We start from the raw sequence: 23,879 nt of genomic DNA on the forward strand, positions 1-23,879 counted from the left end.
TAAACATGTGATTGCTTGATCAAAAAGGTGTCCCAACATCGCGAGATCCTCCGGATCGTAGACTCCACTCGACTCATCCAAGAGTAGGCTCCTTTCATTGTCGCACTCGCGCCGCACGTGACGAAGCCGTTTGGCCGTGGTGCGGCAAAAACGAGACGGACCGGCGACGGGCGTGAAAGAATGTGACAGGGAGGGGCGCGTGATGCCGTTGTGCAACACGGCGTATGCTTTCTTTGTGCAAGACTGCGCTAACTGAAACGGTGCAATTTCTCCTGCATGCTGCCGCAGCGGTGGCCATCTGCTGTCTGATCGGCACGAGAAGCGAAAGCAGGTGCATACAGCTCCGCTTAAGATACTGCTTCACGAAACGGCGGCCCCAGACACAGTACTGATCTGATCAGATGAGCCTCTTTCGATCGCAATCCTTGCCGTGATGTCTATCGTCGAGCCGGGCGCTGATTGGTCAATGATCGCAGATCAGTTCTGCCACCACGTCGTGGCGTGGCCACCGGCTCGGCGCCTAACAGCTTCTTCGACGGTCTGCTAGTCCTGTTGAGATGTGTCGAGATGTCATTGTGGGCGCGAAGGCATTGCTCGCGCATGGCGGCATCTGGTTTTGGAGTGCCACAAGATGATGACCGCTGTTCAATGGCGCAAGTCTGCGGCCGCGAGGCGTCGGGAGAATGAGCGAAGGCGGGCCTCAAAATCATTCCCGGCATGCGTCTCAACGCAAGCGCATCTCGCGCGGCTGACGAAAAGTTGTTCGCGATTAAGGACCGAGTCTCGAAGGATCGCTCCGGCATCCGCTGGACGTGGAGGCGCTCAAAATGGGTCTACGGGTAGCCCCCGCCACCGCGCGGTCACGCCCGGCAAGCGCCGACGTGTCATGGCTCCTACAGCAATAACTCGCATATCCGGCCGTATGCCGGATCAGAGTCGCGGAGCGCAGTCGCACGGCCTCGCCAGATGCAATGCACTAGAAGTGCAAGGATCCGTAGCGGCAGTCTTTGCACAAAGCTTGGCAGCCTTGCTGGCAGCCGCGCCATACGGGTCCGCAATAGCAAAGGAGGATGACGCGATAGCTTGGACGAGGACCTTTATGCGCATCTTTAGGCGATGCTCAACCCAAAGCTACCCCTCGAATCTGGGGAGCCAGTGTCTGGCGAATTCCCCGCAAGTATCCTATCGAACATAAGGCTCGAAGTTCTCCTGTCGCGGTATTGGCTTGCTCGTCCGGCAGCTCACTCACTCAATTCCATCCTCGAGCAGTATCGGTTTGGCGTGCCTGTGCATAGATGCTTCGGGTAAGATAGGCAAATCATCGTTTGCCGCGCCGAAGGAGCCCTTCGGCTCAGCGGTGAGGGCAGCAACTCGAGACCGACGGCGGCGGCGTCGCGCGCGTCACGCCACGACAGTTTCGAAAGAACACGACTGTCGCGATATCTGAAAGAAGGACCCCGCACGCATGATCCGATTTGGCTTGGGTGAACATGTCGGCCGAAATGATCAAAAGCTGTGGGTGGAGCAGGGCTTGGCGAATGGGAGCGGCGAGCCCTTCCGTTCCATGCGCGGACATTGGCGCAGTGTCCGTCCTCTCATGATAAACGCGCGTTACCGAAATGCGCGCAGCGGGATAATGCCGCGAGCTCATGGCCGGTCGATCCAGGTTGAGCCTGCGGCCAGCGACTTTGCGGTTGCGGTCGATCATGCCGGATCGAGTACAATAAGAGTAAGATAAGCGCCGTTGAGATGACGTGTCCCAACCTCCATTCGAGCCTTGCGCAATACCTCTCACTTGCAGGTTCCGCTCTTCCGAGTTTACGTCAGGTCGGGCTTTGCGGGCGCGACCGTGGACGGCCTTGGCGTTCGGCAGATCAAGTTGGCTCGACGCGAACGTGCGGGCATCGCCCCCTGTAGGTCGCCCGCCACATAGACGTCTAGCTACCGGGGTGCTTCGGCATTGCTTCGATCGCTGGGACAGTTGACGGTAAGGAGAATGCCCACCATCAGGCGAAGAGCGATCCGGGTGCGCTACCAGCGTCCACGTTGCAGCCTCGATCGCAGGTGCTGGTCTACAACCTGACGCGGCGTGCGATTCAGGAGAGTTTTTAGTGCTGAGGCCAGATATTGTTCACCTGAATCGCCGGATCATTTCGCGAGCTCTGAGCTCGGCTCACGTGGACCGGTGCGATGCAGCCGGTCCGGATCAGCGGAATATCATTGCGGAGCGCCGCCGAGCGAGCTGTATGATGCGCAAGATCGTCACGGCAGCGCGAGATCAATAGCGCCTGCGACCCGATCAAACCGCGCTCAAGCGCGCCAATGTCGACCATGCCCAACGTCAGTCAGAGGACCGGAGCTTCGAGCCTGGCGTAGATCTTGTTATCCGAGAGCAGGTCGCAACGGGCCCGAACAATCCTACAACGGGCTGTGACATTGGCTGGTCTCGGATGGAGAGACCATCGTGGATGCCTCTTGGAAGAATATGTTGCGCATCCAAATGCTTGCGGGATCAATATTATGAATGGCGGGCCATTGGACGGCCTCGGTGAATGTGAGAAGTCGCAACGGAGGTTCGACAACCCGCAGGGGCATCGTCTTTGCGAAATGGCTGACGAGTCTTGAGGGCATGCTCGCAATACGGTTGGTGCCCAATAACATAGGCGGAATCATACCAAAACCCTGCACGGCGACCTCGGTGCGTATCTTGAAACCATGCTCGAGCAAGAGCCATTCGTGGAACGAGGGCCTCAGGGAGCGCCCGAACTGGGCTTCCACGTGCCCGATCGACATGTATTTCTCGAACGTGAGTCGCGATGCCAGTTGCTTGTTCATGGGGCAGCCCACGCAAACAAAGTTGTCCTCGAAAAGCGCCGCCTTGGGATGCGCACTCGACATGAACATCTCCGGATACATGAGAAAATCGACTTCACCGCGCCGGAGAAGGTCATCGGGTTCCTCTGCGGGCGGCAGCAACTCGAAAGTGATTCTAGGAGCCTCCCGCACGACGCGGTCCACGATTCGTCGAAAAAATACGACAGTCATGAAGTCGGACAGGATGATCCTGAATCGCCGATTTGATTGAGACGGATTGAAGTCGTCCGGAGAAATGATGGAGAGCTGAATGTGAGCGAGAGCCTCGCGAATCGGGGCTGCGAGCGCTTCAGCCCGCGGCGTTGGAACCAGTTTTCGGCCCCTCATCGTGAATAGCTCATCTCGAAAGTAGGTGCGAAGCCGCGCGACGGCGGCACTCATGGCAGGTTGACTGAGGTTGATGCTTCTTGCCGCCGACGTGAGGTTGCCTTGCGTCACCAGGGCGTCGAACGCGACGAGGAGATTCAGATCGAGGCCCTTGAAACGCATGATCCTGAGTGATCCACGGTGTGAATGTGTTCTATCGATACAATCGATTTTACCATTTGTACCGAGTGAGGATAGCAAACGATAGTTTAGCGAGAAGTCAGATCTACCAGAATGGTTACAAATCGTTGCGCGTCTCAGCCCAGCGCAAGGGATCGATCAAGACGTCTGGATTGTGCGGTCGCAGTTTCGCGCGTGTTGCGCAAGCCATATCTCGATCCAGCACGGTGGGGATCCGCAAACTTGCGTTGGCGTATACGACGAGCAAACCTTCGTTTGGCTTTGCCAACCCATTCTATATCCGCCGTGTACCGCCGTAGAATTGAGCGAACGCTCAACTTGGCCGTAGATTTCCCTCCAGTCGGACCCCACCGGTTGCGGGTGCTGAATGTGTCGTGGCCGCATCCGATTGGATTGCGTGCTTGTTGGAGTGAAATCGTGCGGATCATGCAAGCGAAGTCGTCCTTGGCGAATCTGATGCGAGTTGCGCACACGCTCGATGTGGTCGCGATTGTGAATGCAGATCAGTCAGTGCGTGAGGCTCTCACCGATGTGGTGTTTTCCGCGGGTTACTTGCCCGAACCATTCGAGAGCGCAGACGCGTTCTTGAAATCAGGCCGCCGTTTGATCACGTCGTGCTTGATCGCGGACATGCAGTCTAGCGTGATGAGTGGCCTTGAGCTTTTCCATCATCTGGTCGCATCCGGAGGCGCGATTCCCACCGTTCTGCTCACAAGCCACTCCGAGGGCGATCTAAGGCGAGCCCTGCAAGCTGGACTCCAGTTCTTGAGCAAGCCTTTCGAACGTAGCGAACTGCTGGCCTGCGTCAGGAGCCAGATAACGAACAGGAATTACTCTCTATGAACATGAGCGCGCCCGTATCCACACGAGGTGTTTCGGCGCGCCCTCCAGTTCGTTGGAGGCTGTGCTGGGAGAATGAGCTTGAACTTGCCGACCATATTGAATTGTCGGACTTCTTCCGAAAAACCTATGGTCCGACTGGGGAATTCAATGCAAAGCCCTTTGAAGGTCATCGAAGCTGGGCCGGCGCAAGGCCCGAGATTCGGGCAATCGGCTACGATGATCGTGGCGTCGCGATCCACATCGCGGCACTGCGCCGATTCATAAAAGTCGGTGAGATCGATCTGCTCGTGGCTGAACTCGGATTGTACGGGGTACGCCCGGATCTGGAGGGGCTCGGCATCACCCACTCCATCCGCGTGATGTACCCCGTATTACGAGATCTTGGCGTACCATTCGGCTTTGGCACAGTCCGATCCGCCCTGCAGAAACATATTACCAGGCTGCTCGGGCGACAGGGATTGGCGACCGTTCTGCCAGGATTTCGCGTCCGGTCCGCTCGCCCCGATATCTGTCTCACTGTGCCTCCGACGCGTGTGGAGGATGTGGTCGTCCTCGTTCTGCCGATTGCGAGGCCAATGAGTGAATGGCCGGCCGGTGAAATGATCGAACGGAACGGGCCAGAACTGTGACGTCCACAAACCAAGCGACTGAAGCGCGGAGCGACTACGCCGAGGCCGGTGGAGAGCCCTGCGTCTATCTGAGCTTTGATGATGGTCCCAACCCGCTTTGCACGCCGGCTATCCTGGATGTGCTGGCGCAGCATCGGACGCCCGCCACCTTCTGCGTGATCGGTGCATATGCAGCGGGCCAGCCGCAGCTGATTCAGCGGATCGTTGCAGAAGGGCACGAGATCGCAAACCACACAATGACGCACCCGGACTTGTCCAAGTGCATGCCGGATGAGGTGGAATACGAGATCCTCACGACGAACAAGGTCATCGGAATGGCCTGCCCCGGAGCCTCCGTGCGGCACATGCGTGCGCCGTATGGGATATGGACCAAGGAGGCCCTCGCCGCATCGGCGAAGGCCGAACTGGCACCGCTGCACTGGTCAGTCGACCCGCAAGACTGGTCTCGTCCTGGCAGCGAGGCGATTGTTGCCGCGGTGCTGGCCTCGGTCCGGCCGGGGGCAATCGTCCTCCTACACGACGGATGCCCACCCGACGAGTTGGCACGCTGCCCTCATGCTGGTCGGCGCGACCAGACTGTGACGGCGCTCGCCCAGCTCATTCCAGCACTGCATGACCATGGATTTGCCATCCGGTCGCTTCCTCAACCTCACTGAAATAGATCGATTCCCATGAGCCTGCTTGCCACCATCAGCACAGCTGCTGTTGCCTCCTACGCGTTGCTCTCCAGCGTCCATAAGAGCGCGCAGGCGCTTTATGCGCTGCGAAGCGACACTTCACTGCCGAGATACGACGCGGTCGACACCGGTGCTCTGCCTAGCGTGGATGTCATCGTGCCCTGCTTCAACGAGGACCCGCGCACGCTGGCGGCCTGCCTGAAGTCGATCGCGAGCCAGGACTACCCGGGGCGATTACAGGTCTATGTGGTCGATGACGGCTCTGCAAATGTCGGTGCAGTGGCAGCCGTTCACGCGAGCTACGCATATGACCCGAGGTTCAGTGTCATTCTGCTGCCAAGCAACGTGGGAAAACGCAAGGCACAGATCGCCGCGATACGCCGGTCATTCGGCGATCTCGTGCTCAATGTCGATTCCGACACGGAAATCGCCCCCGACGTGGTCAGCAAGCTGGTATGCAAGATGCAGGATCCAGCCGTCGGCGCGACCATGGGCCAATTGACGGCCAGCAACCGGAACGACAGCTGGCTGACCCGATTGATCGACATGGAGTACTGGTTGGCTTGCAACGAGGAGCGCGCAGCCCAGACGCGCTTTGGTGCCGTCATGTGCTGCTGCGGGCCCTGCGCCATGTACCGCCGCTCCGCGCTCATGTTGCTGCTCGACCAGTACGAGACGCAGTTCTTCCGGGGAAAGCCGAGCGACTTCGGTGAGGACCGTCATCTGACGATCCTCATGCTCAAGGCAGGGTTTCGAACCGAGTACGTTCCTGACGCCATCGCCGCAACGGTGGTCCCGGATAGGCTCTTGCCCTATCTGCGCCAACAGCTCCGCTGGGCGCGGAGCACCTACCGTGACACGCTGCTCGGTTTGCACCTGCTGCCCGGCCTCGATCGGTACCTCACGCTCGATGTGCTCGGACAGAACCTCGGGCCGCTGCTGCTCGCCATCTCATCGATTGCCGCGCTCGCACAGCTCGCGCTCACGGACAGCGTGCCGTGGTGGACCGGTCTGACCATCGTCGCGATGACCATGATTCGATGCAGCGTAGCGGCCCTTCGTGCCGGCGAGCTTCGATTTCTCGGCTTCTCGCTGCACACCCCGATCAACATTTTCCTCCTGCTCCCGATGAAAGTCTATGCGCTCTGTACCTTGAGCAACAGCGATTGGCTCTCGCGCACAATAGCGAAATCATCAGACGTTGATGATTCGAAGCCCTCCGTCGAAGGCGCGACAACTGGGCCAAGCCTTAACCCGGCATCGGAAACGCCTGGCCCAATTCGCAGGGCAGGCCTTTCGCGCGCCTCCTCGCGGCTGATCGCGTCGGATGGCATTGCGGCCGAGACTGACTGAGCAGTTTTTGTAGGGGGAATCAACTCGTGAGCGTAGATAACACATATCAATCGCTGGAACGTGAGCTGGCTAACGACGACCCGTGGCGGCTTGACGACAATCCGTTTGAACGTGAGCGTCACACCCAATTGCTGCGGCTATCGCTGTTGAGCGGTGCTGTGTCAAACGGTCTTGAGATCGGGTGCGCGGCCGGTGCATTCACAGAGAAGCTTGCTCCTCACTGCAAACGGCTCACGGTCATCGATGTTATGCCGCGAGCGATCGGTCGCGCGTGCCAGCGGACCAAGAGGTGGTCGCATATCAGCTGGGCCGCGACTGACATTTTGCAGTTCTCGACCGCGGAGCTGTTCGATCTGATCGTGGTCGCCGAAGTTCTCTACTATCTCGAGGACCTAACACGGATGCGTACCGCAATCGACAACATGGTGAAGATGCTTGCTCCAGGTGGGCATCTGGTCTTCGGATCTGCACGTGATGCCACCTGCAGGCGATGGGGGCATGTCGCTGGCGCCGAGACGGTCATCACGATTTTGACTGAAGCGCTCACTGAGATCGAGCGCGTGCAGTGCCAGGGGCAGTCGGCTGACGAAGACTGCTTGTTGGCCCGCTTTCGCAATCCGGAGCGATCTTCGATCCGCCCCAACGGGCGAGCTTGAAAGGGAGTCACTATGCGTATCTGCGGTATCAAGCTGACGCATGACGGGGCAGTCGCTCTGATCGAGGACGGCCGGGTGGTGTTTTGTGTCGAACAGGAGAAGCTGAACAACAATCCGCGTTATCAAACCATAGACAACCTGGATGCCGTCGTTAACGCCTTGGCGGAGCACGGGCTGGATCCGAGCGATGTTGATCAGTTCGTCATTGATGGCTGGGATGGAGAGTTCGAATCGCAGTTTGAGGTCCTTAGTGGGACGACGACCATCAAGCTCAAGGGCGCGCCGTATGTCGAACGGCAAGGCGACAGCCCCCTGACGTCCCGCGATCGCATCGGCCTCATGCTTGCTGGCAAGCTATATCCCTATCAAAGCTATCCCCATGTCACCGGGCACATAGCGTCCGCGTACTGCGCCAGCTCGTTTGCCCAATCCGCACAATCTGCTTTCTGCTTGGTGTGGGACGGCTGCATGTTTCCACGCCTCTACTATGTAGAGCCCCACGGCATCCGATTCATCGAGTGCCTGTTTCCGATGATAGGTCACGCCTATGCGACGGCAGGACATCACTTTGGACCTTACAGGCGGGCAGACCGGACCAGCTGGGATCTCGGTATTGCCGGCAAGCTGATGGCTTATATCGCGCTGGGATCGCCCGACGAGGACATTATTAAGACGTTTCAGGAACTTTACGAGGCGCACTTTGCCGCGGATGCTGACGGCGCTTGTCCTGAGCTTGAAGATATCAATAGCTCACAATCGCCACTCGAAGCTCTGCACGACTTCTTCGATGCGTGCGCACTGCGATTGAAGGCCAAGCAAGCCGAAGACATCCTTGCGTCATTTCACGTTTTTCTAGAGCGTCTGCTGGTTCGCACAATTGCTGACGTTGTGCAGCGGCATTCGGGTCTTGCGGGGGTGCGTAACCTCTGTATAGCCGGCGGCTGTGGCCTGAATATTAAGTGGAATAGCGCATTTCGTGCGACCGGCCTGTTCGATGTTGTGTGGGTGCCGCCCTTTCCGAACGACAGCGGCTCAGCCATAGGTGCTGCTTGCTCTGCACTGGCGGCACAGCAAGGCTTTAAAGCTCTCGAATGGTCGGTCTACAGTGGTCCGGCCGTTCGTCCGAGCGAAGTCCCGCCCGAATGGGAGTGCGCGCCCTGCACTATGGGCGAACTTGCGGCAATCCTCGCGAGCGACAAGCCCGTGGTCTTCCTTGCAGGGCGTGCCGAGCTCGGACCACGAGCCTTGGGTGGCAGAAGCATTCTCGCGGCTGCGAGCTGGGAAGGAATGAAAGATCATCTCAACGACATCAAACTTCGCGAGCATTTCAGGCCGGTAGCGCCGATATGCCTGGAGGATCGCGCGGCGGAGATTTTTAGCCCTGGAATACCCGATCCGTACATGCTGTTCGATCACCAGACGCGACCCGAATGGCGGGACAAAATTCCCGCCGTCGTGCATCTCGATGGATCTGCTCGCCTACAGACGGTTTCCAGAACCTCTCAGCATAAAGTGGCCGAACTTCTCGTCGAGTACGAGAAGCTCACAGCCATTCCGCTGCTTTGCAATACCAGCGCCAATCTGCATGGACGCGGCTTCTTCCCGGATGCTGCCGCCGCGTGCCAGTGGGGACGCGTCGATCACGTCTGGTGTGACGGCCTGCTTTGGACAAAACAGCGCGCGAGCGGGGAAGCGGCGCGAACAACATCCGTCGCGATGGCGTAAGCAAATGTCAACCGCGGCAGTCGACCTATTCGAGGTAAGCAAGTCCTACACCGACAGGGTCGTCGTGGACGCTCTTTCGTTTACGGTCTCGCCGGGAGAGTGCTTCGGTCTCCTGGGACCAAACGGCGCGGGTAAAAGTACGCTTGCGCGTTTGATCCTGGGTGTTGCATCGCCCGACGCGGGTAAGATCCGAGTGCTTGGCGAGCCGGTGCCGGCACGTGCGCGCTTGGCACGCAGGGGCATCGGGGTTGTCCCACAATTCGACAACCTTGATCTTCAGCTCACGGTGCGCGAAAACTTGCTCGTTTTCGGACGCTACTTCGCCATGAACGCGACCGAGGTCAAAGCGGTCACGCCGTCACTGCTCGAATTCGCTCGCCTGGAGAACAAGGCGGATGCCCGCGTCGCGGAACTGTCCGGTGGCATGAAGCGGCGCCTGACGCTGGCTCGTGCCCTCATTAACGACCCGCAGCTCTTGGTGCTTGATGAGCCGACGACCGGCCTCGATCCGCACGGCCGTCACCTGATTTGGGAACGCTTGCGCTCGCTATTAGGGCGCGGCAAAACGATTCTTCTCACCACCCATTTCATGGAAGAGGCGGAGCGATTGTGCGACCGCCTGTGCGTTCTTGAGCACGGCCGTAAGATCGCCGAAGGCCGGCCTCACGCGCTGATCGAGGAGCAGATCGGCTGCCAAGTGATCGAGATTTACGGTGGTAATCCGCATGAACTGCTGCCGCTGGTCAAACCCCAGGTGCAGCGCGCTGAGGTGAGCGGGGAGACGCTGTTCTGCTATGTCACGGATCCAGAGCAAGTGCGCCTGCGGCTCGCTAACCGCACGGATCTCCGCCTTCTGCAGCGTCCTCCAAATCTGGAGGATGTCTTCTTGCGGCTAACCGGGCGAGAGATGAAGGACTGAACGATGTGGCAACGTTTTGCGCCGGCGCTCCCTGCTAATCCATGGAACTGGATCGCGGTATGGCGCCGAAATTTTCTAGTCTGGCGGAAAGTCGCTCTGGCATCGATTCTTGGGAATCTGGCCGAGCCGATGAGCTCTCTGTTCGGTCTCGGTTTTGGCCTTGGAATGATCATAGGTGGCGTTGAGGGGACCTCATACATCTCGTTTCTGGCGGCAGGCATGGTGGCCACAAGCGCGATGGTCTCCGCAACCTTCGAAACGATCTATGCAGCTTACGCTCGCATGCAGACAGGTTGCACGTGGGAGGCAGTACTCTGTACGCCACTTACGCTCGGCGACATTGTTCTCGGTGAAGTGGCATGGGCAGCGAGCAAGGCCTTGCTCGCCGGGACGGCGATTACGATTGTTGCCGTTGCACTGGGTTATGCGGAGTGGTCATCCATCCCCTATGCGTTACCAGCCATCGCCCTCACTGGCGTTACGTTCGCGAGCCTCGCAATGGTCGTTTCAGCACTTGCACCGAGCCACGACTATTTCATCTTCTACCAGTCACTCATTCTCACGCCCATGATGTATTTGAGCGGGACGATCTTCCCAATGAGCCAGTTGCCAGGGCCATTTCAACGCATAGCCGCCTTCTTGCCGCTCGCTCATTCGGTCGATCTCATTCGTCCGGTAATGCTGGGTCGGCCGGTCGACAGCGTCGGCTTGCATGTGGGCGCACTTTGCATTTACGCAGCGTTTCCCTTCCTCGTCTCGGCCGCGCTGCTTCGGCAACGGCTGATGCGGTGAGAGGAACAAGACCTCAAGCGAAGCATCGCGTGTGCGAGATCAGATATCGGGCGTAACGCGATTTGCGTGCGACGCTTATGTGAGCCTCGTTACGATAGCTATGCCTGATCTGCGCCGTGGCGATGTGCGGTCTACTCGCAAGGCAAGCGATACGAAATAGGCCAACAGGCCTTCAGTATGAACGGAGAACAAGATGCTGTGTCTAGGATTGAGTGGCGGACTCGACAGGGTCTATGAAAACCCGCTTGAACTACCGAACACGTTTCTGCACGACGGCGCCGCAGTACTTGTCAAGGACGGGCGCGTCATCGCTGCCGTCGAAGAGGAGCGTCTCAACCGGATCAAACACTCGAACAAGCTCCCGAGCAGTGCGATTGAATACTGTCTTGCAGCCGCGGGTGTGGAGCTGCGCGACGTCGATCGCATTGCGTTCTACGCCACCGAAGCCTATTGCAACGCGATGCTCGAACGGCTGTTCATCTCACAACCTGAGATCTCAATTCCGCTAAATGCCAATCTGCTATTACGGCACCTTCTAGCGGCGGAGTTCGGCACCGAAATTGATCCCTCGCGGGTGTCATTCGTAGGCCACCATCAGGCGCATGCCGTGAGCGCTCTGGCGATGTCGGGTTTTGAAGAAAGCCTGGTTCTCGCGATCGACGGTTGTGGCGACTTCCTGTCGGGTCTCTTGGCGGTCGGGTCGGGCACCCAAATGACCGAGCTTGCGACGTTTCCAGAAAATAACTCTCTCGGACTGTTCTATCTGGAGACGATCCGATATCTCGGCTACGGCCTGTTCGACGAGTATAAGGTTATGGGACTGGCTCCTTACGGAGATCCCGCTCGCTATCGTGAGCTCTTTGCGCAATTCTATGAGCTCTCCGAAAACGGTGGATACCGCGTTCACCTCGACCGTATCGGCCCTGCATTGCTGCGCAATATCGAGGTCCGGCGAAAGGGAATGCCGTTCACGCAACAGCATCGCGATGTGAGCGCATCGTTGCAGGAGGCGCTGGAGCGGATCGTGTTTCACATTCTTCGGCATTACCGTGAGTCGACCGGAATGAAGCGGTTGTGCCTGGCCGGCGGGGTGGCCCACAACTGCACTCTGAACGGAAAACTCCTCTATTCGGGCCTGTTCGAAGATATCTTCGTGCAGCCCGCTGCGCATGATGCCGGATGCGCATTGGGCGCGGCACTGATGGTGTCGAACGAGGCCGGGCAGCCGGCGCCGCGCGAGCGACTGCAGGCGGTTTATTGGGGGCCCGATGTCGGCGGCGACGACAGCATCGAACAGGAACTGAAGGGATGGGCCGGACACCTCGAAATTGAACGAACCGCTGACGTCGCAGCCAGAGCAGCCGAGTGGATCGCTGACGGCGCCGTGATCGGGTGGGTACAGGGCCGCTCCGAGTTCGGCCCTCGTGCGCTCGGCAACCGCAGTATTCTTGCGGACCCGAGACCCGCGGCAAACAAGGACCGGATCAACGCGATGGTCAAGAAGCGCGAGAGTTATCGACCGTTTGCACCATCGGTCCTGGAGGAGGATGCGGGCGCGTTCTTTGAGTTGCCGGATGGACGCGCAGAATATCCCTTCATGAATTTCGTCGTTCGCGTGCGCGAATCCAAGCGTGCTTTGCTGGGCGCGATCACGCATATCGATGGTACGGCCCGGCTGCAAACGGTTTCCCGAACGAGCAATGCCGCCTATTGGGAACTCATCCATGCGTTCAAGAGCCGGACAGGCGTACCGATTCTGCTAAACACGTCATTCAACAACAATGCCGAACCGATCGTAGATTCCGTTGCCGATGCGATTACGGCGTTTTTGTCGACCGAGCTGGATGGCCTTGTGGTCGGGTCATTCCTCGTCAAGAAGCGGGCAACAACGCTCGAGAGCTGGACCGCACTCGCTGTATCACTGCCACCCCATGTATCTCTTTACCGGGTTCGCGCTCATGCGGGCCGAGAACGCCAGGAGACAGTCTGCGAGATCCGCATGGGTCACTCCAGCCATGACAGCGTGCGCGTCTCGCATGACCTGTTCGACATGCTGATGCAAATTGAGAAGGAAGCTGTTGTTGGCGATCTTCTCGCCGGGGTCACCTCTGACGGGACGAGGCGAGAAGCTCTCGTGAACGAACTGCGCGGGCTCTGGGATCAGCGCCGTATTCGGCTGCGTCCGTCACAGACTGCGCTGTCGTAAAAGGTGGGCAATGTGGAAGAGGACTCCGTGGACGCCTCTTGCTGACCTGCCAATCGCGGTGCCGTGGAGGATGGGCTTGCGGGTTGATCGCCTCGCGTCCGGATCACCACCGGTCCATTGAAAGGATCGGAATCGCAGGTGAGTAGGTGCGCCACACAAGACTGATCTTGCGCAACGAGAAGGGTTTGACAACTTGACGAAGGAACGCTTTGTTATTTCTCGGAGGCGTACCGGCTTTGGTGATTGCCTCTGGTCGCTGGCGTCAGCCTGGTCGTACGCGCAGCGGACCGGACGGACGCTCGTCATTGACTGGCGCGGTTCCTGTTACGTCGGCCAACCGTTCAGCAACGCCTTTCCGGTGTTCTTCGAACCGGTTGATGACATCGCTGGAGTGCCGGTGATTTGCGATGACCGGGTCAACCAGCTCTCGTTTCCCGGACCGTTCTTTCCGCGCTGGTGGAATAGGCCATCGATCGACTGCATCAATCGTCCGGACGAGCAGATCTTCCGAGAACGTGACGAACTAACCGAGCTGTTCCAGGCAAGAGAAGATAACGAAGCCAACACCATTGTCTGTGACGCTTGCCTGATGTGGCGTTGTAGCGAGGAAGCCGAACGGCTGATCTTTCGGAACATCAAGCTCAGGTCTGAGATTCGAGCGCGGATCGACGCGTTATATGAGGAGCACTTTAGCGGTTATAGCGTCATCGGCGTTCATGTTCGCCACGGCAATGGCGAAGATATCATGGGGCATGCGCCGTACTGGGCCGATTCAGAGCTCGCCCTTCGTCAGGTGGGCATGGCAATCCGTAAAGCCAAGGCTTTGCCATATCCAAAGCCTGTCAAGGTCTTCCTGTGCACGGATAGTGCACAGGTGCTCGATCAGGTATCGGGCTTGTTTCCCGATGTCTTCGCCGTACCGAAACGTTTCCAGGCCGATCGGGCAGGGCCGTTGCATAGTGCGGAAATGGGAATTGAAGGTGGAGTTTCCGCTCTCGTCGACATGTATCTTCTTGCGCGATGCGCTACCGTGATCCGCTTTCCCCCCACCAGCGCCTTCACGCGCTATGCCCGTCTGCTCGTGCCACGCATTATTGAATTCGATCTGAGCAATCCGGAGCATCTGACCATGATCGATAACCCATACGAGCATTTTGCGGCTTCATGAAGTGCCACGAATCTGAGCCTGAGCAATGGTCGGCTAGATCATCAGGCTGACACTGCTGGCTAGGACATCATCGAGTTTCGCAACCTCTCGCAGAAACGGTGCATGGTGACGTCCGTCCGCAGGCGACGGCTGACCGGCGCACTAGCACGGATGCGGTGCGGGTAGGAGCGCGAACGTCCGCGAGACGTAGGCCAATGCCGGCGAGCGCCGGCGGCCTTGCCCCCAATGCTTCGGGCTGTCCTGTGTAAGTCGAGTCGCGCGGAAGGGTTATGGTCCTGTCATGATCCGGCCCAAACCGCCATCGCTGGCCAGACGGTGAAGAGCACGCCAATGGAGTTCCGGGCTGCCGAGGAAATCTGACGTAGCAGATAATCACGTCAGAATGTCCCAGCAGGAAGGAGGCGCGTCCGGTAGATGGATGGCCTTTGCTGGGCAATCCCTTTGCGGCCAGCTCGTTATCTTGACGACAGCCTTATTCATGCGCCGGTTGCAGAAATCCTTTCGGTCACAGTTCATGAACAGCACGACCGGCAGCCCATCGATAGGCCGCATGTGCGCCCGCGCGTCCAACGGTCAAGAGCAACTTGGACGAACTGGCCATCGGTCCTGATCTCCGCCAAAGGCGGCTGATCTATCTCCGCCAGCCCGAATGAGCCACCGACCACCCGTGGAGTGCGACGCAGTCAGCTCGCCCTGGGAGCACTCAAGCCTCTCGGCTCCAAGACGTAGCGGCACGCATTGGGCGGCGCGCCCGGAAGCTCGACGACAATTGCTGCGGCGTTGCTGCTGTCGAAAAGCAAACAGGCCAGATGTTCGGAACCTGCCATTTGGGTCGCAAAAGTGCGCCCATTGTGACCTGCATCGTTCTGGCCCGGATCCTGCACCAGGTGGGCAGGCGAGGGGAGCGGAAGGGAGCGCGTGTGAGTCTAGGTCTACCAGATGACAACGCGGCCGCAGCTCAATCGTCGGAAACGGACCTTGGCGGTCCAATTCACGCTGATCGAACGGGCCGCCCGCTGCGTGCGCGGAAGACGCTGGTTTTGACCGGGGCATCGCGCGGTATCGGTCGCGCCACCGGAAAATTGTTTTCGGAAGCTGGTTGGCGCGTCATTTCTTGCGCGCGCCAACCATTCGACGCGGTGCGCTGCCCATGGGCCTCAGAGGACGACAGCTATATCGAAGTCGACCTGAGCGATCATCGGACGCTGCCGCGCGTGATTGCCGAGATCAAGGAGTGCCTAGCCGGCGCACCGCTGCACGGACCGATAAACAATGCCGGAAACCCACCAAAAGCGCCGAACGGTACCCGCCTGACGTCGCTGGCGACCTCAGTCGATACCTGGATGAGCGTGTTCCACCTCAATCTGGTGGCGCCGATCCTGCTCGCTCAAGGTCTATTCGATGAGCTAAAAGCGGCGTCAGGCTCGATCGGCAATGTGACCTCGATCGCCGGCTCGATGGTGCATCCATTTGCAGGCACGGCATATGCAACTTCGAAAGCTGCGCTCGCTTGTCTTACGCGCGAAATGGCGCACGATTAGGCCTCACACGGCATTCGCGTCAATGCGATGCGCTCGGCGAAATCAAGACGGACATTATGTCGCCTGACACGGAAGCGCATTTTGTGCCAAAGATCCCACTTCGCCGGGTGGGTACACCCGAAGAGGTCGCCAAGGTCATTTTCTTCCTATGTTCAGATGCGGCAAGTTATGTCACTGGCGCCGAAGTGCCGATCAATGGCGGACAGCACTTGTGAGTGAATCCGCCCCTGGCGAACCCCGGCTAATCTGAGCTTCATCGATGGAAGTCATGTTGGCCGGGGCGCGCAGGGAGTTGGAAAGAATAAAGCAGAAAATCTGGTCACTGTAGGTGCTGTCGACGTGCCATGAAGAGGCGTCATCTCACGCCCCGCCCGGAGAACTGGATGTCAGATCGAGGGGGGCATGCAACACGCGCCCAACTAGTCCGATCAAGGTGATGGGGAGGATCAAGAAAGGAAAGGAGAAGTCGTTATGCTGGACAGCGTTTCCTTGCGCGAAAAACCAAACTCAACCTCCGAGGTAGTCCCTTCCGGTTATATTGTGCCATCGCAAGAGAAATCGCTAAACACGATCTTTGAAATAGCGCACACGCTCTCCGGCCTATGCCGGCTCGAAGCCAAGCTGGCGAGCGTCATCGAGCGTCTGCCATCGCTCGTGCAGATGCGGCGTGGCATCGTATGTCTGTTCGATCATGACGGCGGGCCGGAGATCATCGTAGACGACGGCAGGAGCGAAGGTCGCGATGCGCGCTGCGGGGTGCGCTTGCCGCAAGGAGCAATTGATCAAATTGTGACGACGGGGCGGCCGCTCATCGTCGAAGACGTAGCGCTGCATTCGGCCTTCAGTCCTTCGGACGTCGAGATGCTAGATGCCGCGGGTAATACGCGTGTTGCGTTCATCGGCGTTCCCATAGACATGGACGAAAAAGTTATGGGTACGCTGAGCATCGACCGCATAGCGGACAACGGGACGCGTGCGCAGCTCGAGGACGACCTCCGCCTGCTGACGATGGTCGCTAGCCTTCTGGGCCAGACGGCGAAGCTGCATTGCCTTTTTGTCCGCGATCGCGGGCGCCTTATGGACGAGGAGTTCCGCCTGCAGAAGCAGCTCTCCGAACTCAAGCCTCATGGGCGGGAGCGCAAGAAGGTTCAAGTCGACGGAATCATAGGCGACAGCCCGGCGCTCCGCGCGCTACTTGAGAAGATCGAGGTGATCGCAAAATCGAACAGCACGGTTCTGTTGCGTGGCGAATCGGGTACCGGCAAAGAGCTGGTCGCGAAGGCGATTCACGAGCGCTCAGCGCGCGCCAAACGCCCCTTTATCAAGCTGAATTGCGCAGCCCTCACCGAGACGGTGCTGGAATCAGAATTGTTCGGTCACGAGAAGGGGGCGTTTACGGGCGCATTCAACACGCGCAAGGGGCGCTTCGAGCTCGCCGACAAGGGAACGTTGTTTCTGGATGAGATTGGAGAGATCTCGGCGTCGTTCCAGGCGAAGCTCCTGCGCGTACTTCAGGAGCAGGAATTCGAGCGCGTGGGCGGCAATCAGACGGTCAAAGTCGACGTCCGCGTGATCGCGGCCACGAATAAGAATCTTGAAGAGGCGGTGGCAAGGAAGGAGTTTCGTGCCGATCTCTATTATCGCATCAGCGTGGTTCCTCTGCTACTGCCGCCGCTGCGCGAAAGACGCACTGATATTCCGCTTCTCGCCGCTCGGTTCTTGAAGAACTTCAATAATGAGAACGGCCGGGCTCTAGTGTTCGATCCAAGTGCGATTGAGGTCCTCATGAGTTGCGGATTTCCCGGCAATGTCCGCGAGCTCGAGAACTGCGTGCAGCGGACCGCGACGCTCGCGCAAGGATCGTCGATCGCAAGACATGATTTTGCGTGCTGCCACGGGCAATGCCTGTCGGCCATGCTATGGAAGTGTGGACCGGAGGAAATGGCGCGACAGCCGAGCCCGACAATCTCACTGCCCGCGAGGCTAAGCATGCCGCCAACAGAAGCTGTGACACCCGTTCAGCCGGTCAGTAGCGAGCTGACACCGCTAGGGCCGCCCGGGCGACCCGTAGTGGGTGCTGCGAAAGTCACCGATCGCGAGCGCGTCATCGCGGCCATGGAAAGATCCGGGTGGGTACAGGCGAAGGCGGCGCGCCTGCTCGGACTTACCCCGCGCCAGATTGGCTATGCCTTGAGAAGACACGGTATCGAGATCAAGCGCTTCTGAACAAAGCGTCGGGCTCGCTTCTCTCCCGTGCCTCGGCTGATGGAATAGGAGTGCGTGACAAGAGGCGGTTGCCAGCTCTGGTGGATGATGCGGATGCTGCCTTCCTTGGCTCGGATTCACCCGCCGGCGAAGCGCAGGGGCCTCTTCGCGTCGGCCGGTCGTGTCATCGTCTGCTTACAACGTATTCGCCTGAAAAATAGCGTGGCGTCGAACCGGCTCGTGATCGCTGCGGCTACGTTGCTGGCCGTCCCAATTTGAGATCACGCCCGCTGCGCAGCCCGTCGCAGTCGCGACAATCGGCTCGCCGTCTGTCGTCAGTCATTGCATGCGTTCCTCATCGGCGAAATGCCTGGGTGGTATGACACTTGCTATTCGTGGGGAGCCTGCTCAACATCTTAGGAGAAGCTTATGCACAGCATCGTCTGCATCAAACAGGTGCCCGATTCCGCACAAATCCGGGTGCACCCCGTTACGAATACAATCATGCGCCAGGGCGTGCCGACAATCATCAACCCATATGATCTCTTCGCACTGGAAGCTGCACTCGAGCTAAGAGATAAGTTCGGCGGCGAAATTACCGCCCTGACAATGGGGCCGCCGTCGGCCGAAGAATCTCTCCGAAAGGCACTGACATTTGGTGCCGATCGCGCTGTCCTGCTCACCGATCGTAGCTTCGCGGGCTCCGATACGCTGGCGACGAGTTACGCGCTGGCATGTGCGATTCGCAATATCGGGAGGGAATATGGCCCACCCGACATCATATTCACTGGCAAGCAGACTATCGACGGCGATACGGCGCAGGTGGGACCTGGCATTGCAAAGCGGCTCGGGGTCCAGCAGCTTACTTATGTTTCCACAATCAAAGCGTTGGACTTCAAAGTACGCACAATCGAGGCGGAACGGCGCTGCGAAGGCGGCGTCCAGGTGTTGCGCTCCAAGCTGCCGTGTCTCGTCAGCATGTTAGAGGCAACCAATCAAATTCGCCGCGGAGCAATGATAGATGCGTTGCGTGCCGCCCGTGCCACAATCGTAAAATGGAGCGCCCAAAATGCTGGCGTGGATGACATGGCCAAATGCGGTCTGAGGGGGTCGCCGACCGTGGTCAAACGTGTTTTCGCGCCCTCCGCGCGAGCGGAGAAGGCGGTCTGGGTGGAGGCGGTCGAGCAGCCGGCGCAAGCACTGATCGACGCCATGTTCAAGCGCAACCCTATGCTCGAAACGGAACTCGCACAGCTCGCGCGCGGTACCTCATCCGCACAAGCGACCGGCGCGTGAAGTCGCGGCTGATCTAGCAGAGCCAGCGATGGCCCGGGTCGTGGTCTTGCATTGGCCCGTCGCTCGATCGCACGAGGCCGCATCGGCGTTGTCGGCTGCTCCTCTCCAAATACGATAAGAAGGGTGAGCATTCAACTTGCGTATCTGAGCGCCGAGCGGCAGGTATCGGATCAATATACCAGACCTCTCGTAAGGTTTGGCGACTTGCGAGACACCAGTTCGCTGGAGAATTCATGGAGCCTGAAGTCGTGCCCGTTCAGTTTGTGTGGCAGCCGGACAGAGCGCCCGCTGAATTCACCGCGTGAAGTTCGCGCGAGGGATCTATCCCCTCGCACGAGATCCGCCGCATTTCACGTGCCTGCAACGTGCGGGCATTATCATCGCGAGGTTCGACCACAGGACGGAATCGAGGTTAGCTGATCATGCTCAGCCATTCCCGGTCAACATCATCGCCAGCTCGTCCCGATACTGCCCCGGATCGATAGGAAGAACCGTGACCGGCAGAGTGGCCCGCGCGCCACCGTGAGATCATCCGAAGGACCCTCACGCACCAAGTTCAATTGAGTCTTGGGCCGTCAACGTCCCGGTGGCCGCGCATGCTAATGCGTGAGAAATTGCGCGGTTAGGGCCCTGTTAGACCGATCGAGCCGCGACGGCTTCGCAACTCTCTTGGTGTTTCCTGGATAGATCGTCAGTGCGGCGATGATGCCGAGCAAAGCTGCAAACATCAACCAGAAACCGGGGGACGCCTTATCATTGGTCCGTTCGATCAGCCAAGTCGATGCGAGCGGCGTAAACGTGCCAAAGAGAGCTGCTGCGAGTGCGAAGGCTAAAGAAAAGCAGGTTGTGCGAACGTGCTTCGGCACGATTTCGACCAGAGCGCCCAACATGGCGCCGCTATAGGTGCCAAAGTAGAACGAGAACATCATCTCCACTGCCAGCATCTTGCCAAAGCTTGGGTCGGTCACAAGCCAAGACAACGCCGGATATACGGTCACCAAGGCGAGGCCGGCAATCGTCAGCAAGACCGGCTTACGGCCGATTTTGTCGGAAATCGCGCCGCCAATTGGGTTCCAGATGAAGTTCGTCACGGCGACCAAAAGCGTCACCAAGAGCGTGTTCTGCGAGGACAGCTGCAATACGTGCTTGCCGAACGTCGGCGTGTACACCGTGACGAAATAGAAGGTCGTGGTCGTCAGCATCGCGATCATCATGCCGAGAATGACAATGCGCCAGTTCGCAACTGTGGAGGCGAAGACCTCGCGGGCCGTTGGGTGGTTCTTCATGACCAGAAACTCCGGAGTTTCTTCCAGCGTCCGGCGCAGGAAGAAGATAAGCGGAACGATCAAGCAGCCAAGGAAGAACGGGATCCGCCAACCCCAGGCGGCAACCATTTCGGCCGGGAGTGCTTCGCTTAAAAAATATCCGATAAGAGCCGCGACAAAGATCGCAACCTGCTGGCTCGAGGACTGAAACGATGTGTAAAAACCGCGGTTACCCGGAGTGGCAATCTCGGAGAGGTAGACGGAAACGCCGCCAACCTCAACGCCGGCAGAAAAGCCCTGCAAAAGCCGTCCGAACAGCACGATCACAGGTGCGGCAATGCCGATCGTCGCATAGCCGGGACAAAAGGCGATGATGATGGTGCCAATGGCCATGATCGAAAGCGTGATGATCAGGCCTTGCCGACGGCCAATCTGGTCAATATAGGCTCCAAGCACGATCGCGCCAACAGGTCGCATCAAGGCACCGAGCCAGAACACACCGAAGGTGTTAAGCAGTGAAGCCGTTTCACTTCCTGATGGAAAGAACGCATTTCCGATGGCACTGGCGTAGAACCCGAACAAGAAGAAGTCGAACTGCTCGAGGAAGTTGCCGCTCGTCGCACGTAAGATGGCGCCAATGCGCGATTTGACATTTGACCCGTGCGCAATGGACGCTGGTGACATGCAAGGTTCCTCTCGGTTTGAAATGGCCGGTCCCGGAGAAAATCTCACGCCAGCCGATTGAAGTTCATGGCCGCGAATCTGCCGTCAGGGCACTATCGACCAACCCGTAAGCGCCTGACGTTTCCGGCTTATTTTCGGCAATTGCCGCAATGTCGCATGGATTTTCCGGCCTTATTCCGCTCGCGCGGCAGGAGTGACTCTCAATCTACTGAAACCTCGGGTGATTCTCGGTGTTGTTGCTTGCGGCGTGGCGGAATTTCTCATCGAGCGCACCGACCTGGAATGAAAGGGGAGCACGAGATGCGCGGAATACGCCGCGCGGCAGGAAGAGCTTCGTGAGATAGGTCGCGCTAGAGCAGCTCGCCAGGTCGAAGCAATCGGAATGCCGCGATAAGTCATATGTGACTCCTTGCTTGGCGGAGGCAACGCCACGCCAGCCTCGCAACCTGATTGGCCGCAGATTTTGCATATGAGTCTCAGCCTCCGTAAACAAGGGCCATGAACCGGCACAAACCATGCGGTGGCATCGGGCCTGGAGCTGGGCGGCACATCGTGACGAGATCTTGACCGGGGCTTGCGCGCATTCGGTATCTGACTCACGACAAGTCCAGGTGGCGTCACCTTATTCGACGGTTACCGATTTCGCGAGATTTCGCGGTTGGTCGACGTCCGTGCCCATGAGGATGGCCGTGTGATAGGCCAGAAGCTGCACCGGAATCGCATAGACAATCGATGTAAATGTCGCACCCATCTGCGGCAGCACAATCGTCGCGAGTGACTCCGTGGACGCCTCTGCGGCTCCCCGAGCGTCCGTTATCAAGATAATTTTGCCACCGCGTGCGGCGACCTCCTGCATGTTCGAGATGGTCTTTTCGAACACCCGGTCGGAAGGAGCAATGACGATTACGGGAACGCTCTCGTCGACCAAGGCGATCGGGCCGTGCTTGAGCTCTCCGGCCGCATAGCCCTCGGCGTGAATATAGGAGATCTCCTTCAGCTTCAGTGCCCCTTCCAGCGCCAGTGGAAACGACGTGCCGCGACCAAGATATAGTACGTCACGCGATTTGGCGATGTCGCGTGCGAGCTTCTCGATCTGCGGCTCGCTGGCAAGCGCCGCTGTAACTAGCCGGGGAATTTCGATCAGCGCTCGCACCAGATCGATGTCGTCGCTCTCCGACAATTCACCGCGCGCCTTGCCAGCAGCGACCGCAAGCGCCGCCAGGACGACCAACTGGCATGTGAACGCCTTGGTTGAGGCAACGCCGATTTCAGGTCCGGCGAGTGTCTGCAACACTGTCCCGCTTTCGCGCGCAATGGTCGAACTCAGAACGTTCACGATCGAGAGCGTATGCAGGCCTTGCGATTTGGCATAGCGGAGCGCGGCCAGCGTATCGGCCGTCTCGCCGGACTGCGAGATGAAGATAGCAAGATCTCCCTTGCGCATCGGTGCCTCACGATAGCGAAATTCCGAGGCGACATCGAGCTCGACCGGAATACGGGCCAGCTGCTCGAACCAGTATTTGGCGATATGGCCGGCATAGCCTGCCGTACCGCAGGCCGTGATCGAGATATGTCCGATCTCGTTGAAATCGAACGGAAGCTCCTGCTGCAGTGCCACGCTCTCGGTCGCGATATCAACGTAACGCGCCAGTGTCTGCCCGATCACCTCTGGCTGTTCGTGGATTTCCTTTGCCATGAAGTGGCGGTAGTTTGCTTTGTCGACGAGAACCGACGAGGCGCCAGATTTCACCACCTCGCGGCGGGCGACTGTGCCTTGCGCGTCGTAAACCACGCTGAAGTTGCGGTTGAGCACAGCCCAATCGCCGTCCTCAAGGTAGGTGATCAAATCGGTAAGGGGCGAGAGCGCGATAGCATCCGATCCGAGATACATTTCGCCTTCGCCATGGCCGATCGCGAGCGGTGAGCCCTTGCGCGCGCCGATCATGAGGTCGTGTTGACCCTTAAACAGGATTGCAAGCGCAAACGCGCCCGCTAGCCGCGGCAGCGACGCTTTTACTGCGTCCTGCGGCGAGCAGCCATTTTTCAGATAAGAGTCGATGAGGTGCGCCACCACCTCGGTGTCTGTTTCAGAGGCGAAACAGGCGCCATGCTGTTTCAGCTCCGCGCGCAGCTCGCGGAAATTCTCGATAATGCCGTTATGGACGACTGCAACATTGTCCGTTGCATGCGGATGCGCATTGTGCTCGGTCGGCTTGCCATGAGTAGCCCAGCGCGTATGCCCGATCCCAACATGGCCTGAGAGCGGATGGCAGCGAACGCGTGTCTCAAGGTTCCTCAGCTTGCCCTCGGCGCGCCGAAGCTCGATATGATTTCCTTTGAGCGTTCCGATGCCTGCTGAGTCGTAGCCGCGATATTCAAGTCGCTTAAGTGAATCGATGAGTCGATCCGCGACCGGACCGCGCCCCAAGATGCCGACAATTCCGCACATGCTAATCAGTTTACCTCAAGTTCAAAACAGAGCATGCCGCAAGGCGCGCCTGTCACTCGCTCTAGCTATCGGCCAGTCTAGCCGTGCCTG

Annotated in this window: 16 protein-coding genes and 1 pseudogene; 13 read left to right on the forward strand and 4 right to left on the reverse strand. The window is 58.7% G+C overall.

The window, feature by feature from the left end; translation table 11 throughout:
• Nucleotides 1-2,108 precede the first annotated feature (2,108 nt).
• Together AB7245_RS07030 and AB7245_RS07035 are read right to left on the reverse strand one after the other, a co-directional pair.
• A complete protein-coding gene (locus AB7245_RS07030; protein ID WP_439034058.1) occupies nucleotides 2,109-2,333 on the reverse strand; it encodes a hypothetical protein in 225 nt (74 codons plus the stop codon).
• Nucleotides 2,334-2,418: 85 nt separating this feature from the next.
• Nucleotides 2,419-3,363 carry a LysR family transcriptional regulator gene (locus AB7245_RS07035; RefSeq protein ID WP_439034059.1) on the reverse strand — a complete coding sequence of 315 codons (945 nt, stop codon included), beginning with the start codon at nucleotides 3,361-3,363 and terminating at the stop codon, nucleotides 2,419-2,421.
• A gap of 444 nt (nucleotides 3,364-3,807) precedes the next feature.
• Here AB7245_RS07035 and AB7245_RS07040 point away from each other — a divergent pair, with 444 nt between their 5' ends.
• The 13 genes and pseudogenes from AB7245_RS07040 to AB7245_RS07100 all read left to right on the forward strand — a co-directional run bounded on the left by AB7245_RS07040 (nucleotide 3,808) and on the right by AB7245_RS07100 (nucleotide 19,391).
• Nucleotides 3,808-4,224 carry a response regulator transcription factor gene (locus tag AB7245_RS07040; RefSeq protein ID WP_439035710.1) on the forward strand — a complete coding sequence of 139 codons (417 nt, stop codon included), beginning with the start codon at nucleotides 3,808-3,810 and terminating at the stop codon, nucleotides 4,222-4,224.
• The gene (locus tag AB7245_RS07045) at nucleotides 4,221-4,853 is read left to right on the forward strand and encodes a NodA family N-acyltransferase (protein ID WP_231144094.1); all 633 of its coding nucleotides are present in this window, start codon (nucleotides 4,221-4,223) and stop codon (nucleotides 4,851-4,853) included. Before AB7245_RS07040 ends, AB7245_RS07045 begins: the two co-directional genes overlap by 4 nt.
• Nucleotides 4,850-5,509, forward strand: coding sequence for a chitooligosaccharide deacetylase NodB (nodB, locus tag AB7245_RS07050; RefSeq protein ID WP_439034060.1), 660 nt, complete (start codon nucleotides 4,850-4,852; stop codon nucleotides 5,507-5,509). The genes AB7245_RS07045 and nodB overlap by 4 nt, the downstream gene beginning before the upstream one ends.
• A gap of 15 nt (nucleotides 5,510-5,524) precedes the next feature.
• A complete protein-coding gene (gene nodC / locus AB7245_RS07055; RefSeq protein WP_439034061.1) occupies nucleotides 5,525-6,883 on the forward strand; it encodes a chitooligosaccharide synthase NodC in 1,359 nt (452 codons plus the stop codon).
• Between the two features lie 26 nt (nucleotides 6,884-6,909).
• Entirely contained in the window at nucleotides 6,910-7,539 is a 630-nt protein-coding gene (gene nodS / locus AB7245_RS07060; RefSeq protein ID WP_439034062.1) for a nodulation methyltransferase NodS, read from the forward strand.
• Nucleotides 7,540-7,551: 12 nt separating this feature from the next.
• A complete protein-coding gene (gene nodU, locus AB7245_RS07065) occupies nucleotides 7,552-9,264 on the forward strand; it encodes a nodulation protein NodU (protein ID WP_439034063.1) in 1,713 nt (570 codons plus the stop codon).
• Nucleotides 9,265-9,268: 4 nt separating this feature from the next.
• Nucleotides 9,269-10,183 (forward strand): nodulation factor ABC transporter ATP-binding protein NodI, encoded by a 915-nt coding sequence (gene nodI / locus AB7245_RS07070; RefSeq protein ID WP_231144099.1) that lies wholly within the window; start codon nucleotides 9,269-9,271, stop codon nucleotides 10,181-10,183.
• 3 nt (nucleotides 10,184-10,186) lie between these two features.
• Complete coding sequence (locus AB7245_RS07075; RefSeq protein WP_231144100.1) at nucleotides 10,187-10,975, forward strand: ABC transporter permease; 789 nt, start codon at nucleotides 10,187-10,189, stop codon at nucleotides 10,973-10,975.
• A 193-nt stretch (nucleotides 10,976-11,168) separates the two neighbouring features.
• Nucleotides 11,169-13,181 carry a carbamoyltransferase family protein gene (locus tag AB7245_RS07080; RefSeq protein ID WP_439034064.1) on the forward strand — a complete coding sequence of 671 codons (2,013 nt, stop codon included), beginning with the start codon at nucleotides 11,169-11,171 and terminating at the stop codon, nucleotides 13,179-13,181.
• Nucleotides 13,182-13,374: 193 nt separating this feature from the next.
• Nucleotides 13,375-14,349, forward strand: coding sequence for a nodulation protein NodZ (locus AB7245_RS07085; RefSeq protein ID WP_439034065.1), 975 nt, complete (start codon nucleotides 13,375-13,377; stop codon nucleotides 14,347-14,349).
• A 989-nt stretch (nucleotides 14,350-15,338) separates the two neighbouring features.
• Nucleotides 15,339-16,105 (forward strand): annotated as a pseudogene (locus AB7245_RS07090) (SDR family NAD(P)-dependent oxidoreductase).
• A gap of 256 nt (nucleotides 16,106-16,361) precedes the next feature.
• Nucleotides 16,362-18,116: a nif-specific transcriptional activator NifA gene (nifA, locus tag AB7245_RS07095; RefSeq protein WP_439034066.1), complete on the forward strand. Its 1,755-nt coding sequence runs from the start codon at nucleotides 16,362-16,364 to the stop codon at nucleotides 18,114-18,116.
• A gap of 408 nt (nucleotides 18,117-18,524) precedes the next feature.
• Nucleotides 18,525-19,391 carry an electron transfer flavoprotein subunit beta/FixA family protein gene (locus AB7245_RS07100; protein ID WP_231144104.1) on the forward strand — a complete coding sequence of 289 codons (867 nt, stop codon included), beginning with the start codon at nucleotides 18,525-18,527 and terminating at the stop codon, nucleotides 19,389-19,391.
• A 599-nt stretch (nucleotides 19,392-19,990) separates the two neighbouring features.
• On the opposite strand, the gene AB7245_RS07105 is transcribed toward AB7245_RS07100, so the two are convergent.
• Together AB7245_RS07105 and glmS are read right to left on the reverse strand one after the other, a co-directional pair.
• Nucleotides 19,991-21,340 (reverse strand): MFS transporter, encoded by a 1,350-nt coding sequence (locus AB7245_RS07105; protein ID WP_439034067.1) that lies wholly within the window; start codon nucleotides 21,338-21,340, stop codon nucleotides 19,991-19,993.
• Between the two features lie 622 nt (nucleotides 21,341-21,962).
• Entirely contained in the window at nucleotides 21,963-23,789 is a 1,827-nt protein-coding gene (gene glmS / locus AB7245_RS07110) for a glutamine--fructose-6-phosphate transaminase (isomerizing) (RefSeq protein ID WP_231144106.1), read from the reverse strand.
• Nucleotides 23,790-23,879 lie beyond the last annotated feature (90 nt).

Origin of the sequence: Bradyrhizobium sp. 604_D8_N2_3, assembly GCF_051810765.1 — a bacterium.
Taxonomy (GTDB): domain Bacteria; phylum Pseudomonadota; class Alphaproteobacteria; order Rhizobiales; family Xanthobacteraceae; genus Bradyrhizobium; species Bradyrhizobium barranii.